Annotated in this window: 17 protein-coding genes; 6 read left to right on the top strand and 11 right to left on the bottom strand. The window is 73.4% G+C overall.

Translation table 11 applies throughout. The features are described from left to right. Positions 1 to 132: 132 nt before the first annotated feature. The 3 genes from V5P93_RS18040 to V5P93_RS18030 form a co-directional block, all read right to left on the bottom strand. A complete protein-coding gene (locus V5P93_RS18040; RefSeq protein WP_181043702.1) occupies positions 133 to 1,635 on the bottom strand; it encodes a universal stress protein in 1,503 nt (500 codons plus the stop codon). Positions 1,636 to 1,652: 17 nt separating this feature from the next. Next, positions 1,653 to 2,087 (bottom strand): universal stress protein, encoded by a 435-nt coding sequence (locus V5P93_RS18035; RefSeq protein ID WP_104481259.1) that lies wholly within the window; start codon positions 2,085 to 2,087, stop codon positions 1,653 to 1,655. A 69-nt stretch (positions 2,088 to 2,156) separates the two neighbouring features. Continuing rightward, a complete protein-coding gene (locus V5P93_RS18030; protein ID WP_104481258.1) occupies positions 2,157 to 2,558 on the bottom strand; it encodes an Hsp20/alpha crystallin family protein in 402 nt (133 codons plus the stop codon). 246 nt (positions 2,559 to 2,804) lie between these two features. Here V5P93_RS18030 and V5P93_RS18025 point away from each other — a divergent pair, with 246 nt between their 5' ends. From V5P93_RS18025 to ppsA, 3 genes are all read left to right on the top strand, one after another. Continuing rightward, entirely contained in the window at positions 2,805 to 3,812 is a 1,008-nt protein-coding gene (locus tag V5P93_RS18025; protein ID WP_104483688.1) for a nitroreductase family protein, read from the top strand. A 146-nt stretch (positions 3,813 to 3,958) separates the two neighbouring features. Beyond that, positions 3,959 to 4,549, top strand: coding sequence for a hypothetical protein (locus V5P93_RS18020; protein ID WP_245931345.1), 591 nt, complete (start codon positions 3,959 to 3,961; stop codon positions 4,547 to 4,549). 42 nt (positions 4,550 to 4,591) lie between these two features. Then, entirely contained in the window at positions 4,592 to 6,817 is a 2,226-nt protein-coding gene (gene ppsA / locus V5P93_RS18015; RefSeq protein WP_104479990.1) for a phosphoenolpyruvate synthase, read from the top strand. 66 nt (positions 6,818 to 6,883) lie between these two features. Here ppsA and V5P93_RS18010 read toward each other — a convergent pair whose 3' ends face one another. From V5P93_RS18010 to V5P93_RS17995, 4 genes are all read right to left on the bottom strand, one after another. Then, positions 6,884 to 7,261, bottom strand: coding sequence for an HPP family protein (locus tag V5P93_RS18010; RefSeq protein ID WP_104479989.1), 378 nt, complete (start codon positions 7,259 to 7,261; stop codon positions 6,884 to 6,886). Continuing rightward, positions 7,258 to 7,500: a hypothetical protein gene (locus V5P93_RS18005; protein ID WP_181043566.1), complete on the bottom strand. Its 243-nt coding sequence runs from the start codon at positions 7,498 to 7,500 to the stop codon at positions 7,258 to 7,260. Before V5P93_RS18005 ends, V5P93_RS18010 begins: the two co-directional genes overlap by 4 nt. Then, complete coding sequence (locus tag V5P93_RS18000; protein WP_104479987.1) at positions 7,497 to 7,919, bottom strand: universal stress protein; 423 nt, start codon at positions 7,917 to 7,919, stop codon at positions 7,497 to 7,499. The genes V5P93_RS18005 and V5P93_RS18000 overlap by 4 nt, the downstream gene beginning before the upstream one ends. A 142-nt stretch (positions 7,920 to 8,061) precedes the next feature. After that, positions 8,062 to 8,832, bottom strand: coding sequence for an SDR family NAD(P)-dependent oxidoreductase (locus tag V5P93_RS17995; RefSeq protein ID WP_104479986.1), 771 nt, complete (start codon positions 8,830 to 8,832; stop codon positions 8,062 to 8,064). Positions 8,833 to 8,968: 136 nt separating this feature from the next. Between V5P93_RS17995 and V5P93_RS17990 the strand changes: the two genes are divergently transcribed. Next, a complete protein-coding gene (locus tag V5P93_RS17990) occupies positions 8,969 to 9,481 on the top strand; it encodes a flavodoxin domain-containing protein (protein ID WP_104479985.1) in 513 nt (170 codons plus the stop codon). 31 nt (positions 9,482 to 9,512) lie between these two features. Here V5P93_RS17990 and V5P93_RS17985 read toward each other — a convergent pair whose 3' ends face one another. The 3 genes from V5P93_RS17985 to V5P93_RS17975 all read right to left on the bottom strand — a co-directional run bounded on the left by V5P93_RS17985 (position 9,513) and on the right by V5P93_RS17975 (position 11,212). After that, a complete protein-coding gene (locus tag V5P93_RS17985; protein ID WP_104479984.1) occupies positions 9,513 to 9,779 on the bottom strand; it encodes a hypothetical protein in 267 nt (88 codons plus the stop codon). A 120-nt stretch (positions 9,780 to 9,899) separates the two neighbouring features. Beyond that, complete coding sequence (locus tag V5P93_RS17980) at positions 9,900 to 10,553, bottom strand: hypothetical protein (RefSeq protein WP_104479983.1); 654 nt, start codon at positions 10,551 to 10,553, stop codon at positions 9,900 to 9,902. Between the two features lie 275 nt (positions 10,554 to 10,828). Next, positions 10,829 to 11,212 carry a hypothetical protein gene (locus V5P93_RS17975; protein WP_181043565.1) on the bottom strand — a complete coding sequence of 128 codons (384 nt, stop codon included), beginning with the start codon at positions 11,210 to 11,212 and terminating at the stop codon, positions 10,829 to 10,831. A 79-nt stretch (positions 11,213 to 11,291) separates the two neighbouring features. On the opposite strand from V5P93_RS17975, the gene V5P93_RS17970 reads away from it, so the two are divergent. Together V5P93_RS17970 and V5P93_RS17965 are read left to right on the top strand one after the other, a co-directional pair. Further along, positions 11,292 to 12,791: a carboxypeptidase-like regulatory domain-containing protein gene (locus V5P93_RS17970; protein ID WP_181043564.1), complete on the top strand. Its 1,500-nt coding sequence runs from the start codon at positions 11,292 to 11,294 to the stop codon at positions 12,789 to 12,791. A gap of 187 nt (positions 12,792 to 12,978) precedes the next feature. Further along, on the top strand, positions 12,979 to 15,681 hold the full coding sequence (locus tag V5P93_RS17965; protein ID WP_281261667.1) for a cation-transporting P-type ATPase: 2,703 nt from the start codon (positions 12,979 to 12,981) through the stop codon (positions 15,679 to 15,681). A gap of 121 nt (positions 15,682 to 15,802) precedes the next feature. On the opposite strand, the gene V5P93_RS17960 is transcribed toward V5P93_RS17965, so the two are convergent. Continuing rightward, positions 15,803 to 16,318, bottom strand: a complete 516-nt coding sequence (locus V5P93_RS17960) for a hypothetical protein (RefSeq protein WP_146108083.1) — start codon at positions 16,316 to 16,318, stop codon at positions 15,803 to 15,805. Between the last annotated feature and the right edge of the window lie 28 nt (positions 16,319 to 16,346).

Genomic DNA, 16,346 nt, shown 5'->3' with positions numbered 1-16,346 from the left:
GCTCGTCCACAGCGGGGAGCCGGACGGATCAACGCGCAACCGACGGTGCTGGTCGCGGCCAGAACGCCCGGACCTGGCGGGCCCGCTGAGCCGCCCGCCGAACGGTGAGCGCGTCGCGGGCACTCGACGCGCTCACCCGCACACGTCCACACCGGACTCCCGGCACGCCTTGGCGATCACGTGCGCGCACCGCCGGAGCCCGGCCAGTTCAGCGGTGCCCGGGACCGTGGGCTCCAGCGCGCCCGCGCCCGAGCGGTCGACGATCCTGGGCAGCGACAGGCACACCCCGCCGATCCCGTGGAAGTCGGCGACGTAGGCGCTGACCGGCAGGATCAGCCGCTGGTCGCCGAGGATGGCCTCCAGCACGTGGGTGACGGCGAGGCCGACGGCGTAGTTGGTGGCCCCCTTGCCCGCGATCACCTCGTACGCGGCGCCGACCACCGAGTCCTCGATCTCCCGGCGCGCGGGCTCGTCGAAGACCTGGCGCCCGTCGACGACCCAGTCGAGCACCGGCACCGAACCGATGAACGCCTGCGACCACAACGGCACCGCGGTGTCACCGTGCTCACCGACGATGTACGCGCACACCCCCGCCACCCCGACCCCGGCCCGCGCGGCGATCAGCGCGCGCAGGCGCGAGGAGTCGAGCACCGTGCCCGACCCCAGCACCCGGTGCGCGGGCAACCCGCTGACCTCCAGCACGGCCTGGGTCACCACGTCCACCGGGTTCGTCACGACGAGGAACACGGCCTCGGGGGCCAGCGCGCACAGCTCGGGCACCAGGGCGCGGCAGAGGCGCACGTTGCGCCCGGCCAACGCCATCCGGCTCTCCCCCGCGCGCTGGCGGGCTCCCGCGGTGATCACCACCACGTCGGCGCCCGCGCAGATCCCGACGTCGTCGGAGCCGACGACCTCGACGGTCGGGGCGAACATGCCGCCGTGGCGCAGGTCGAGGACCTGCGCCCGCAGCTTCGCCGCGTCGGTGTCGAACAGGGCCACGGTGTTGGCGGTGCCCCTGATCTGGCAGGCGTAGGCGAGGGTCGATCCCACCTGTCCGGCGCCGACGACCGCGATCCTCGGTCCCCGCGCCGCTCTGCGATCAGTCACGCCGCCGAGCCTGCTCACCGCCGCCGACCGGCTCCAGGGATCTTGGACCGTGTCCCGCAGGGCCAAGCGGCCACAATGGCGGACCGGGCCGGAGGTGACGGGCCCGGTCAGGTGTGCGCGACCGCCACCGGGCACGCGCCGCGGTGCGGCGGAGCACGGGCGGTCGAGCCCATGCCCAGGCCGGTGCGCAGCCCGCGCCCCCTGCCCCCGACGACGAGGAGTTGGGCGTCCCCGCTCAGCTCCGTCAACGCGCGCGGCGCGGTCGCGCGGTACGACCAGCCGGACGGGCACCTCCGCGTGCTCCTCGCCGCGGCCCGCGGCCTGTTCGAGGGCGAACCCGATGGCGGCGCCCCCGGCACGGGAACCGTCCACACCGAACACGATCGGTCCGGCGGTTCCGCGTACCACGACCACGGGGCAGCGGGCGTGCGCGGCGACGGCGTCGGACACCGAGCCGATCAGCAGGCCCTCGACCCCACCGAGGCCGCGGTGCCCGGTGACCGCGTGCGGCGCGGCGTCCAGCAGCACGGTTGCGGCCCTCTCGCTCAGGTGGACCGGTGGGGTGCCCCCGCGGTCGACGCGGGTGAGCCGACCGCGGCGACCACGCCCGGCACCACGACGACCGGGCAGCGGGCGTGGCGCAGGCAGTAGGCGGTCGTGGAGCCCATCAGCGCCGCGATGGCGCCCGTGCCGTGCTTGCCGACCACGAGCAGGTCGGCCTCCTCGGAAGCCCGGACCAGCGCGGGGCCCGCGGCGCCGGTGCGGTCGTCGTAGCGCACCGACACGTCCGGGTGCCGCGCGACCACCGACGACAGCACCGCACCGACCCGGACGCGCTCGTCCCAGGGCGGACCGCCGCCCCAGACCCAGATCACCCGGACGGCGACACCGCGCCGTTCGGCCTCGGACAGCGCCCACTGGAGGGCGGTGGACGCGGGCGTCGAGCCGTCGAACCCGACGAGGATGTGCTCGGTGCGCATGGTGTTACCTCCTTCGTGCGAGTGGTCCCCGTGGCGGCGCCGACCGGCCCGCGCTGCGGGGACCGGCGGTCACTCGGCTACCTGGTTCACGGTGATCCGCTTGGCCTCCCCCTCGGTTTTCACCGGCACGGTGAGCGTGAGGATGCCCTTGTCGTAGGTGGCTTCCACGCGGTCGACGCTGGCTCCCCGGGGCAGTGCCACGGAGCGGGCGAAGCTGCCGTAGTGGAACTCGCTGCGCCCGTGCTCGCGCCGCCGCTCCACCCGCTGCGCGGTGATGGTGAGCGTGTCGCCCTGGACGGTGACCGCGATGTCCTCCTCGGGGTCCAGGCCCGGCAGTTCCGCGCGCACCACGTAGGTGCCGTCGTCGAAGTAGTCCTCGACGCGGACGATGTGGCGGTCGATGGTCGGCAGCGCCTCGAACAGCCGGAACACATCGGGGATCAACGTGGTCCTGGGCAGGATGCCCGTCATGTCGCCTCCTACGGTTCGGTGCCCGCAGAGTGCGGGCACCGCCGACACTGCCCCGGTCCGGCGCTCTCCCGAAGCGGACCGGGGACCCCGACTGCCAGGGACCTTCGTCCACTGCCGTCCGCGTTCCACCCCGGCGGTGCCGGTCACGGGCTTCGGTCCCGGAGACCGGGGACTTTTGGTCTCTGTCCCCGGGCGAGAGCGGGTGGGCACCGTGGGGCCGTACCACCGAGGAGAGGAGGACCGGTCATGCCGCGGACCGATCACGACACCGTGCGGGACGCGATCGCCCTCGCCTGCCGCGCGCCGTCGGTGCACAACACCCAACCCTGGCACTGGCTGGCAGGCGACCGATCGGTCCACCTGATGGCCGACTGGACCCGACGAGCACCCAACACCGACCCCGACGGCCGCGACCTGCTCATCAGCTGCGGCACCGCACTACACCACCTCACAGTCGCGTTCGCCGCCCTCGGCCTACGCGCGGTACCCACCCTGCTGCCCAACCCCGCCGAACCCGAACACCTCGCCGCCGTGACAACCCACCCGCACGAGCCCGACACCGACGACATCGCCTTGGTCGCGGCGGTCACCAGGCGGCGCACGGACCGCCGCCGGTACTCGTCATGGCCGGTCCCCACCGCCCACCTGGACCTGCTGGTCGAACGGGCAGCCGCGCTCGGGGCGCTGGCCGTGCCGCTCGCCGACACCGTCCAGCGGTACCGGTTCGCGCACGCCGCCACGGCAGCCGCCCGCGGGCAGGAGGCCGATCCCGGCTACACCGCCGAATTGGCCACCTGGGCAGGCCGCGGGTCGAGTGCCGTGGAGGGTGTGCCCGCCAGATCGATCCCCGTCCGCACAACCGACGTCGACGGCATACCGATGCGGGCGTTCCCCGCGGGCACCCTGGCACTCTCGCCCACCGGCGACAACGAGGACGACGGTTCGGTCCTGCTCATCCTCGGCACAACCGACGACGACGCCAGGGCACGACTGCGCGCCGGCCAGGCAGCCAGCGCCGTCCTGCTCACCGCCACCGACCTGGGTCTGGCCACCTGCCCGATGTCGCAGCCACTGGAGACACCCCGCTACCGCGCCGAGATCCGCGACCGCTTCCTCGACGGCGCCGGCCACCCGCAACTCGTCATCCGCATCGGCTACGCCCCGACCTCGGCCCACCCACTGCCACCCACCCCGCGCAGACCACTCTCGGACGTGTTCGCCTACCTCCCCGGCATGGCACCGCAACAGCGGTGAGCGCGGCCAACACCGTCCACAACGGACTTTGACCGCCGCGGGTCACGGGACACCGGTGAGACAGGACCTTGGGCACCGGACACCCCTGCCGGACCGCTTCGAGACTGGGGGACGACCGGACACCGAATCCCACCGAGGAGGACACCATGACCACCCGATCCCACGCCCGCCCCGATTCCCCCGCCCCGACCTCCGAACCGGTCCACGAAGCCCACCCGCCGCACCGGGGAACCCGGGTGCTCGCCGTCACCCGGCTGCTGATGGCCGGGATCTTCCTGTGGGCCTTCGTGGACAAGACCTTCGGCCTCGGCTACGCCACCCCCTCGGGCAAGGGCTGGATCGACGGCGGGTCGCCCACCCGCGGGTTCCTCAGTGGACTCGACCACGGCCCGTTCGCCGACACGATGCGCTCGTGGGCGGGCAACGCGTTCGCGGACTGGCTGTTCATGGTGGGCTTGCTGGGCATCGGGCTGGCCCTGCTGCTGGGCATCGGCCTGCGGGTGGCCGCGGTCAGCGGCACGGTCGTGCTGGGTCTGATGTGGATCGCGGAGTGGCCCCTCGCGCGCTTCACCGACTCGGGGGCGCCGACCCACTCGACCAACCCGCTGATCGACTACCACGTCGTCGAGGCGGCCGTGCTCATCGTGCTGGCCGTGGTGGCCGCGGGCGACCGCTGGGGCCTGGGCAGGTGGTGGGCCGACCTCACCCCGGTGCGGCGCAACCCCTGGCTGCGCTGACACCCCCACCCCGCACGCGACCCTGAAGTCCGGAGGAGAGACATGGCAGAGCAGTTGGTCGTCGACCTGGCCTCGGTGCGGGCGACGGACGTGGAGACCGCCGGGGGCAAGGGCGCCAACCTCGGTGAGCTGATCTCGGCGGGCTTCTCGGTGCCCGGTGGGTTCGTGGTGACCGCCGCGGCGTACCTGCGTTCGATGGACGCGGCCGGGGTTCGCGACGACCTGCGCGCCGGGTGCGCCGGAGACGACGCCGAGCGGCTGCGCGAGCTGGTGCGCAAGGCGGGCATCACACCGGAGGTCGCCACCGAGGTGACCGCGGCCTACCGCGCGCTCGGTCCGGGTACCGCGGTCGCGGTGCGGTCGTCGGCCACCTCGGAGGACACCGCGGGCGCCTCGTTCGCGGGCATGAACGAGACCTACACCGACGTCGAAGGGGAACAGGGCCTGCTCGACGCGGTGACGTCGTGCTGGGCGTCGCTGTTCGGTGCCCGGTCGCTGGCGTACCGGGCCGAGCGCGGTGTGCCCGGAGAGCCCGCCATCGCCGTGGTGGTGCAGCGGATGGTGCCCTCGGAGCGGTCCGGGGTGATGTTCACCGCCGACCCGGTGACCGGTGCCACGGACAAGGTGGTGATCGAGGCCGCCCTCGGCCTCGGCGAGGTCGTCGTCGGCGGGACCGTCGAACCGGACACCTACGTGCTGGCCAAGGACGGCCCCCGGCTGCTGAGCACCCGCGTGGGGCACCAGCGGGAGAAGGTCGAGCGCGGCGCCGCGGGCGGCGACACCCACGTGCCGCTCACCCCCGCGCAGGGCGACAGGCAGGTGCTCACCGCGGGCGAGGCGGTCGAACTCGCCCGGTTGGGCTGCCGGGTGCGCGAGCACTACGGCACCGAGCAGGACATCGAGTGGGCCATCGCGAACGGCCGCACCTGGCTCGTGCAGGCGCGCCCGATCACCACGCTCGGCACCGAGCGGCGGCAGGCTGCCGCGCCGACCGAGCTGACCGGTCTGGCCGCCGCGCCGGGCGTGGCGAGCGGGACCGCGCGGATCCTGCGCGACCCGGCCGAGCACGGTGACTTCGCCGACGGGGACGTGCTCGTCGCCCGGATGACCGACCCCGACTGGGTGCCGGTGATCCGCCGTGCCGCCGCGGTGGTCACCGACGAGGGCGGTCTGACCTGCCACGCCGCGATCGTGGCGCGGGAACTGGGCGTGCCGTGCGTGGTGGGCACCCGGGAGGCGACCACCCGGCTGCGCGACGGCGAACCCGTCACCGTGGACGGCACCGCGGGTGTGGTGACGCCCGGCCGAACCCGGCGGGCTCCGGTCACCGCGGTCGAGCAGGTGACCGCGGCGGCCGGACCGGTCGAGTCGCTGGGCACCCGCGTCTACGTCAACCTCGCCATGCCCGAGAGCGCGACCGCCGCCGCGGCGCTGCCGGTCGACGGCGTCGGGCTGCTGCGCGCGGAACTGATGCTCACCTCCGCGCTGCGCGCCACCCACCCCCGGCGGTTCCTCGCCGACCACGGCCCGGACGCGTTCGTCGACGCCATGGCCGAGCCGCTGACCCGCGTCACCGCCGCGTTCGGCACCCGGCCGGTGGTCTACCGGGCCACCGACTTCCGCACCAACGAGTTCCGGGGGCTGACGGGCGGGGCCGAGTTCGAGCCGGAAGAGCGCAACCCCATGATCGGCTTCCGCGGCTGCCACCGCTACGTCCGCGACCCGGAGCTGTTCGCGCTGGAGCTGCGGGCGCTGGCACGGGTGCGGGATCGCCACCCGAACCTGCACCTGATGCTGCCGTTCGTGCGCACCAAGTGGGAGCTGGAGGCGTGCCTGCACCTGGTCGACGCCAGTCCGCTGGGCACCCAGCGGGGCCTGCTGCGCTGGGTCATGGCGGAGGTGCCGTCCTCGGCGTACTGGATCGGCGAGTACGCCGGTCTCGGCGTGGACGGGGTCTCGATCGGCAGCAACGACCTCACCCAACTGGTGCTGGGCGTCGACCGCGACTCCACGGTGTGCGCCGAGGTCTTCGACGAGGCCGACCCGGCCGTGCTGGACGTGATCGCCCGGATCGTCGGCGCCTGCCGCGCCGCCGGGATCACCTCGTCGCTGTGCGGGCAGGCCCCCACGGAACGACCCGACTACACCGAACACCTGGTGCGCCTGGGCATCACCTCGATCTCGGTCGACCCGAGCGCGGTGCCCGCCGCCCGCGCCGCCATCGGCGCCGCCGAACGGCGGCTGCTGCTGGCCGCCGCCACCGGCTGACCACGACGCACGCGTTGGCCCGGACCACGGTGGGTCCGGGCCAACGCGTGCGTCGTGGGAAGCGGCTCAGCCCGCCAGCGCCCGGACCAGGTCCGTGGCGGTGAGGATGCCCTCCAGCCTGCCCTCGTCGACGACCAGGAGGACGTCGGTCACGGCCGCGGCCATCGTCGCCGCGGCGGCGCGCACGTCGGTCGGCGGGCCCACCACGGGTGTGGCCGGACGCATCAGCTGGGTGACCGGGGTGGTGTCGTTGCCGCTCGCCCAGACGTGCCAGAGCAGGTCGGACTCGTGCAGCACGCCCACGCAGCGCTCACCGGTGATGACCGGCAGGTGCCGCACCGCCGAGCGGGCCATCAGCCGCAGCGCCACGTTCACGGGGGCGTCCGGGGTGATGCCGACGACCTGGCCGGTCATCACCTCGCACACCCGCCCCGAGCCGGTCACCGCGCCCTCACCGCGGCGGACACGTCGGCCAGGAGCCTGCCCGCCAAGGCCCGACCGCCAGGCGGGCGGGGCGCGGGCAGCGGCACCGGCCGCGCGTCCGGTGGAGTCCTCCGGAGCGCGTCGGGCAGGCCCTCCGCCGCGTCCAGTCCCAGCAGGTCGAGCAGCAGCCGCAGGTCGTCGGCGTCGTGGGCGACGGAGGCGAGGAGCCGCACCGCCCGTCCGCGCTCGTCGGCGCTCATCGAACCGCCCCCTGCGCGGAGGACGCCAAGGAGGGCACGGCCGACTCGCCCGCGGGCACCACCACGACCGGGCACCGGGCGTGGCGCACGCAGTGCGCGCTCACCGAACCCAGCAGCGTCGCGAGCAGGCCGCCGGTCCCGCAGGACCCGACCACCAGCAGCACCGAGTCCGACGCGACCCGCACCAACTCGGGACCGGGCGAGCCGACGAGCAGCCGACGCCACACCGACGCCTCCGGACGCGCGAAGATCTCGGTCTCGACCGCCCTCGCCAGTTCCGGGTCCTCGGGCTCACCCGGGTGGCACACGGTCACCACGTGCACTCGGTAGCCGCTGCGGATGCCCTCGTCCAAGGCCCACTCCAACGCGGCCGTGCCCGCCGCGGAGCCGTCGACGCCGACGGTGATGTGCTCGCCCATCACGACCTCCTCCTGACCGCCCGGCGGGCGCTCGGTACGCGGCTGTTCCGCCTACCACCGATCCTGTCGCCGGCGCGCCGGGGCGGGCACCGGCCCTGGGCCCGTCCGCACAGGGCCCTTGGCCTCCCCGCACCCGGGACCCTCAACCCCGGTCACCCGCACCCACCTCGGCCCGGTCCGGCCGCACACCGGCGCCCGCGACCACCGCGCCACCGTCGACGACGAACTCGCTGCCGGTGGAGTAGGTGGCCTCGGCGGCCACGAACGCGACCATCGCCGCGACTTCCTCGGGGTCGCCGAACCGGGCGATGGGCTGCTCGGCGGTCATCGAGTCGTCGAAGCCCGCGGTCATCGGCGTGCGGATCGGGCCCGGGTGCACCGAGCAGACGCGGATACCGTCGCGGGCGAACTCCATCGCCGCGGTCTTGGTCAGACCGCGCAACGCCCACTTGCTCGCCACGTACGCGCCGAGGTCGGCGTACCCGATCAGGCCCGCCGTCGAGGAGATGTTGACGATCGACCCGCCCCCGGCGGCGCGCAGCGACGGCGCCACCGCGCGCATGCCCAGCCAGGGGCCGACCAGGTTCACCTCCAGCACCCGCCGGAAGGACTCCGGGCTCTGTTCGGTGATCGGTCCGAACTCGACGATCCCGGCGTTGTTGACCACCACGTCGAGGTGGCCGAACACGCGCTCGGCCTCGGTGACGGCGGCGAACCAGTCGGCTTCGCTCGTCACGTCGAGGTGTGCGCGGCGCACCCGCGCCTCGGGCAGACCGACCTCCCACTCGGCTTGCGCGAGCACGTCCCCGATCACGACCCGGGCGCCTTCCGCGACCAGCCGCCGCGCCACCGCGGCCCCGATCCCGCGCGCGCCACCGGTCACCAGCGCGGTCTTGCCTTCGAACCTGGACATCGTCTTTCCTCCCTGTGGAACGGGCCGTGCCCCAGCCTTCGCCCGGGCCACCCGTTCGGAGCAGTGCCCTAGGTCCACGGCACGCCGGGTCCGACGACACTGCCGGGTCGTCTCCAACGTGCGGAGGATCGTTCCCATGAAACGGGTATTGGTGCTGCACGCGAGCAAGATGGGCGCCACCAAGGAGATCGCCGAGGCGATCGGCGCGGAACTGGTGGGGCGCGGCCTGCACGTCACGGTGCACGACGTCCTGGAACCCCGAGCCCTGGACGGCTACGACGCCGTCGTACTCGGCACCGCGATCTACGCGGGCCGCTGGCGCCCCACCGCGCGCCGGTTCTTCCGCCGGTTCCACCGCGAACTGGCCGACCGCCGGGTGTGGCTGTTCGAGAGCGGGTGGCTGGGACCTCGCCCGAGCCGGGTGAACCCCACCGCCGGTGGACGCAGACGAGCGACCCGCATCGGCGCGGACGCCCCGATGGTGTTCGGCGGCAAGCTCGACCCGGACCGGGCCACCGGCTTCCTCGACCGCGCGGTGGCGAAGCGGATGGCGGGCGACGCCCGCGACTGGAGCGAGATCCGGGTGTGGGCCGACGGCATCGCCGACGAGTTGGTCCGGGACTGGGCGGAGCCGAAGACCGGGAACTGACCAAGGCTCCCGTCCGCGGCGGAGAGCGCCTTCAGGCCCCTTGGGGGCGCTCGCACCACCATCTCGCGGCGTGGGTGGTGTGGTCCGGGAGAACCACCGCGCCGACGACCGCGCCCGGGTTGTTGACGGCGGACGCGGACGCGAGCGACCCACCGGGTGCGTTGGGGAGTTCGACCGGTCCCCCGCCGAGGTTCCACAGCAGGGCGTGGTGTTCGTCCCCACCGACGGCGACACCACGCTCGTTCGCGCCGTGCGCGCCCGCCTGCGTGGACCCCGCGGGAACGCGGAGGGTGCTCACCCGTCCCGCACGATCCCACCGGAGCGGGAGAGAGTCGTTGTACCCGATCAGGGCAGTGCCGACGATGGTGCCGTCATCGGCGATGTCGGACGGTTGGGCGCTTCGCGCACCCGGTGGGGTTTACAACGCCGTCATACGACCCGCACTGTCCCAGCGCACGCCCCGCGCCGAGCCGTCCGCCATGGCGATCTCACCGACAACGACACCGTCGTCGTTGAGGTCATGGGCCCAGCTCGCCAGGCTGTCAGGTGGAGTGTCGAGGACCGTTGGGCGCCCTCGCTCGTCCCAGCGCACAGCCCGGCTCGTGTCGGTGGTACCGGTGACCCCGGCCACGGCGCCGGAGTTGTTGACCCCGGCCGCGTAGCCGTAGGTGTCGCCGGGCGGCGGCGGCAACTCGGTCAGCTGCCCGCGAACTCCCCACCGGGCGGCGCGGTGGACACGCCCTTCCAACAGCCAACCGGCGGCCGTTCCGTTCGCGCTCACCGAGTTGACCCCGCTTTCCACCGTCCCCGGGGCCTGGAGGCGGGTGACGCGGTTGTCCAGGTCCCAGCGCACCGCACGCCGCCCCTCGGCGTCCTGTGCGCTGCCGAAGGCACGGCCCGCGGCATCGATCCCGTTGGCCCAGCTGAAGGTACCGCCCGGCAACGTCCCCAGATCCGCCACGGACCACGTGCGGCAGCCACGCGCCGCCGCGGCGGTGTGCGCCGTACCGGCGAGCAGGGCCATGGCCACGCCGAAGCCGAGAGCGGCGCGTGCGTACTGTTCGCGTTTCACTGCCCTACCCCGTTCCAGGTCGAGTGAGATCAGGCCAGGCGGCCGCAGTCTCCGATCACCGACAGCCTCTGGCGCGGGTCGGATGGGCGGCCAGAGTCGAAGGTCATCGGCACCGGGATCGGGCACCGGTAAGCCCGCCGACCCGACGGGCGCCACCACCTCATTGTCCATTATGGACTCATTTGGCGCGCAGGCGGGCCGAGCGCGCCCGGTGAGCGACCACGGAGGTCTTTGGTCCGCGCGCCCGCGGGAGGGAGGGCTCTTCGCCCGGCTCGTCACCGCGGGGAACCTGGTGCGCGCGAACGGTTCCAGTCTCGCGCGCGAGCCAGAACCCGAGATGAGGGGATGATGATGCCCGGACGACGACCCCGACTCGTCACGATCGCCTGCCTGCCACTGGTGGCGGCCGTGGTGTTGGCGGCGGCCCCGAACGCCCGCGCCACGGAGACGACCGCGGCTGTCCCGGAGACCGGGACGGCGGTCACCACACCGAGCTCGAGCAAGCAAACCACAACCGCCAGACCCAGCACGACGACCACCACCGCGACCACCTCCCACAGCCCGACTTCAACACCGTCAAGCACCACCACACAACACACAACGACAACCGCGCCACCGATCACGACAACCGAACCCACCGCCACAACGACCGCGCCCACTTCGACTCCCCCTCCACCCACCACCGCTCCCCCGACGACCAGCGTGCCGCCCACCACGAGCGGCGCACCGGCGGAGGACTTGCCGGATCTCCGCGTCAGCACCGAATTCGGTCAGCCCTCCTACGACATCCGTGATGTCGCCTACCTGCGGCTCTCCGTCGTCAACGTCGGCACCGCGGTCGCCCGCGACATCACGATCACCACGTCCGGCCCGGTCGCGCCCACCTGGGAGTCCGCCCCCACCCCGTGGACCATCGGTCCCGGGGCGACGGCCGAACGTGTCGGCGAGATCCCGCTTTGGGCGCTCCCCAGCCCCGGACCGCTCACCGTCGAAGTCACCGTGCGAGCGAGCACACCCGACGCCACCCCCTCCGACAACGCGGCGGGCGCCACGACAACCGTCACCCAGGAACTCCTGTACTACCAGGGCTACGTGTTCGGCGATCGCAACGCGAGCGAGTACCGGGACCCGGGAGAGGAACTCGCGGGCGCGTCGGTGACGGTGACCGGTGGCGTACCTCGCGGCACCTACAACGCGCGCACCGGCGCGGACGGGCGGTTCGTGTTCCGCGATATCCCGGCGGGGGATTACACGATCGAGGTCAGCCAAGGCACGTGGCGGTTCGACCGGTACTCGGGAATGCTCGGGCGCGGCGGCGAGATCCCGACGGAGCTGCGGGGATACCGCCCGGCCTCGGAAGTCCTGTTCGCGTCCATGAGATTCGACCACGCGGACAACCACGCGGCGACCCGGGTTCCCCTGACGGTCCGGCTGACCAACCGCGCGAACGCGGATCTGCTGGTCCGCGCGTGGTGCGGCCTGGCCAGTGGCTGGGGCTCCGAGTGGGGTGCGCTCAACCCCAACACACCGGGCGCTTACCTCCCGGCCAACTCCACCCGGGACTTCCCCGCGCTGGTGGTGATCCCGTGGAGCGCTCCCGTGGGCAGCGATTTCGTGGTCGACTGCGAGTTCTCCATCGGGCGCGGCGAAGCCCAGATCGTCCGGGCATCGGCGGCGACGCGCACGCTGTCGGGGAAGGCGAACCTATCCGGTTGGGTGTTGAGGGCCGACGAGGAGTCCTCCAGCCTCTGCCTGGCGAACTCCGCGCTGTGCGAACCGCAGCCCTCCGGCACCCGCGTGCCGGGCGTGACGCTGTACCTCGTCGACACCGCGGGCCGGGTCGTCGCTCGCGCGGCACCATCGAATCCGTACGGCGGGTTCTACTTCGACCCGGTTGATCCGGGCACCTACACCATCGGCGTGGTGGGCCCTTGGCGGATCGTGCGCACCGCGAGCGGTTCCCCGCTGGAGCTCTCCGTCGGTGACCAGACCACCGCGGTCTGGGTCGAGCCAGGTCCGGTTCAGCCTGATCCGGACCAGGCACCCGCACCCGCCACACCACCAGTGGTGCCGCCGCGGTCCACGCACGTCGCCCACCCGCTCCCCGACACCCGCCGTGGTGGGCCGGGTGACCTAGCGCGGACCGGAGTGGACGTGGTGTGGTCGTCCGTCGCCGGGTTGTTGACGGTGCTGCTCGGCGTGTTCCTCGTCCGCCGGGGTCGCCGTCCGGCACGCTGAGTCGGACCCGCTCCCGAGCGCGGGGCGATGTCCACCGCGCCGCGCTCGGGCGCCCCGCCCGGATGGGACGACCGCGGCCATCCGGGCGGGCGGCGCGCCCAGTACGCGCCGGATCGAGCCCCAGGTCGGTGCGGAACCGGTCCCTTGGTCCCTGGGGACGGGCAGCGCGCCGACCGACGATGGTGTGGTGACCACGCACCTCGAGGACACCGCGCCGCCGGATCCGCGCGGGCCGGTGGAACGGCTCATGCGGGACCTGCGCACCCGCCCGGAGGGGCTCACCGCGCGTGAGGCGGCGCGCAGGCTCCAGGCGCACGGGCCCAACGTGCTGACGTCGAGATCGGGACACGGGTGGGCGCGGCGGCTGCTCGGCCAGTTCACCCACCCGCTGGCCCTGCTGCTGTGGCTGGCCGCTGTCCTGGCCTGGGTCTCCGGGACCACGGCCTTGGCGGTGGCGATCGTGGCCGTCATCCTGGTCAACGCGGCGCTCGCGTTCGCCCAGGAACGCCAAGCCGAGCGGGCGGTGTCCGCGCTCGCGGCCTACCTGCCGGTGCGCGCCCGCGTCATCCGCGACGGGGTGGGCGCCTCGATCGAGGCAGCCGACCTGGTGCCGGGAGACATCCTGCTGGTCGAGGAGGGCGACCGGGTTTCCGCCGACGCGCGGCTGCTGGCCGGTGCGGTCGAGGTCGACATGTCCACTTTGACCGGTGAGTCCCTGCCCGCCTTCCGCTCCGCCGACGCGACCGACCTCGGCGGCACCGTGCTCGACGCCAAGGACCTGGTGTTCAGCGGCACGAACTGCACCGGCGGCGCGGCGCGCGCGGTGGTGTTCGCCACGGGCATGGCAACCGAACTGGGCCGCATCGCGGCGCTCACCCAGCGCGTGGGCCACGACGAGAGCCCGCTGGAGCGGCAGGTCAAGCGGGTGGCGTGGCTGATCGCCGCGGTGGCGGTGGGCGTCGGGTTGGCGTTCCTGCCGCTGGGGGTGCTGGTGGCGGGCCTGCCGCTGTCGGACTCGTTCCAGTTCGCCATCGGGTTGCTGGTGGCCAACGTCCCCGAGGGCCTGCTGCCCACGATCACCCTGGCGCTCGCGGTCGGGGTGCGGGTGCTGGCCCGCGGCGGCGCGGTCGTGAAACGGCTCTCCGCCGTGGAGACCCTCGGGTCCACCACGGTCATCTGCACGGACAAGACCGGCACCCTGACGCGCAACCGCATGCGGGTGACCGAGATCTGGACCTCGGACGGCGCGCTCCACGCGGGCACCCCGGCGGCCGCCACCGCCCTGCTCGCCCGGACGGCGGCCGCGTGCGCGAACGCCGAGGTCGATCCCGCCGCGCCGGACGACGCGACCGGCGACCCCACCGAGATCGCGCTGCTGCTGGCCGCTGCCGACCTGGGCGCCGACATCTCGGTCGAACCGCGCCAGGCGGCCCGCGTCCGGCAGTTCCACTTCGACCCGACCCTGCGCCTCATGTCCACTGTGGATGACCTGGGTGGCGTGGTGGTCAACACCAAGGGCGCGCCCGAGGAAGTGCTGCGCCGCACCACCCACCTCCAGGTACCCGGTGGTCCGCGACCGATGTCGGCCGAGGACCGCGCCGCCGTCGAAGCCGCCGCGGCCCGGTTCGCCGCGCGCGGGCTGCGCGTGCTGGCGCTCGCGTACCGGGAGGTCCCGCCCGGAACGCCTGCCCCCACCGAGCGGACCGAAGCCGAACGGGACCTGGTGCTGCTGGGTCTGGTCGCCATGGTCGACCCGCCGCGTCCTGAGGTGGCCGACGCCGTGGACCGTTGCCACCGCGCGGGTATCCGGCTGATCGTGGTCACCGGCGACAACGGCCTCACCGCCGCCGAGATCGCCCGCCAGGTCGGCATCGGGAGCTCCGGCATCACCGTGGTCACCGGCGCCGAACTGGAGACCATGCCGGAAGCCGACCTCGACGCACTGCTGCGCGACGGCGGTGAACTGGTCTTCGCCCGCAGCTCTCCCGAGGTGAAGCTGCGCGTCGCCGACGCGCTGCGCGCCCAAGGACACGTGGTCGCCATGACCGGCGACGGCGTCAACGACGCGCCCGCCCTGCGCCGCGCCGACATCGGCGTGGCCATGGGCCGCTCCGGGACCGACGTGGCCCGAGAAGCCGCCACGATGGTGCTCACCGACGACAACTTCGCCACCATCGTCACCGCCGTCGAAGCGGGCCGCCGCGTCTTCGACAACGTCCGCAAGTTCATCGTCTACATCTTCGCCCACGCCACCCCGGAAGTCCTGCCGTTCCTGGTCTTCGCCCTCTCCGGCGGCGCGATCCCCCTACCGCTGACCGTGCCGCAGATCCTGGCCGTCGACCTCGGCACCGAGACCCTGCCCGCGCTGGCCCTGGGCCGCGAGCCCGCCGAACCCGGCCTCATGGACCGCCCGCCCCGCCACCGCGGCGACAACGTCATCGACCGCCCCATGCTCACCCGCGCCTGGGCCCTGCTCGGCGGCATCTCCGCGCTCTTGGTCCTCGGCGGCTACCTGCTGACCCTCCTCGCGGGCGGCTGGACGCCGGGCGCGCCCACCGGCCCCGGCACCGCGCTGCACCACACCTGGCAGCAGGCGACCACCATGAGCTTCCTGGGCATCGTCGCCTGCCAGATCGGCACCGCGTTCGCCGCCCGCACCAACCACGCACCGCTACGCGCCATCGGCGCGCTGTCCAACCGGTTGCTGTTGTGGGGCATAGCGTTCGAACTGGCCTTCACCGCCGCCGTACTCGCCATCCCGCCGCTGGCCCGGGTCTTCGGCATGGCGTTGCCCCCGCTGTGGCAGATTGCCCTGCTGCCGCTGTTCCCCGTCCTGGTGTGGGGCGCCGACGAACTCTGGCGTGCCCGCCGCAGGCGCGTGGAGGGCTGACGATCCCGCGGCAGGCAGCGCCGCGTCCCCGACCGCGTTGAGCCGTTCCGAGGCGTCCAGCCCTGTGCGGTTCGGCGTGGGCCCGGAGACCGGGGAGGTCTCCCGTACCGCGGATCGATCATCAGGGCCTTAGGGCCGTCCACCCTCGGGAGGGACGGCACTGCCTGGCGAGAACACCCCTGAGCAACGTTGTGCGCAGCAGCTCCCGGTGCGATGAGCGAACCCCGATCACGGATGCGAGGGGATGGAAGATGACCGGACGACAACCCCGATCGGTCGCCGCCGCGTGCGCGCCTTTGGTGGCGGCACTGCTGTTCGCGGTGACGACGACCGCGAACGCCGCGGAGACCACGACGCCGGGTCCCGCTCCGGGCCTCGGGAACACCACGTCATCGACGGCCGCCACGTCAAGACCGCCCGGACAGACCCCGACGACGCGAACCACAACCACAACCACGACAACAACAACGACCCACCCGAACCGCACCACGCCACCGCCGCGCACGACAACGCAACACACGACCACAACACCGCAGCTCACGCCGTCGACACCGAGCGGAACACCCGCGCCCACAAGCAATACTGCGGGGGCCGGCTCGACGGCACCCCCCTCCGCCGCGGAAACCACCACGATCACCCCGACCGGCGAAACCCCGGTTGAATCA

Origin of the sequence: Actinokineospora auranticolor (assembly GCF_041897805.1) — a bacterium.
GTDB classification, from domain to species: domain Bacteria; phylum Actinomycetota; class Actinomycetes; order Mycobacteriales; family Pseudonocardiaceae; genus Actinokineospora; species Actinokineospora auranticolor.
The sequence above is the reverse complement of the archived record's forward strand: the minus strand, read 5'-3'. Positions and strand labels throughout refer to the sequence as shown.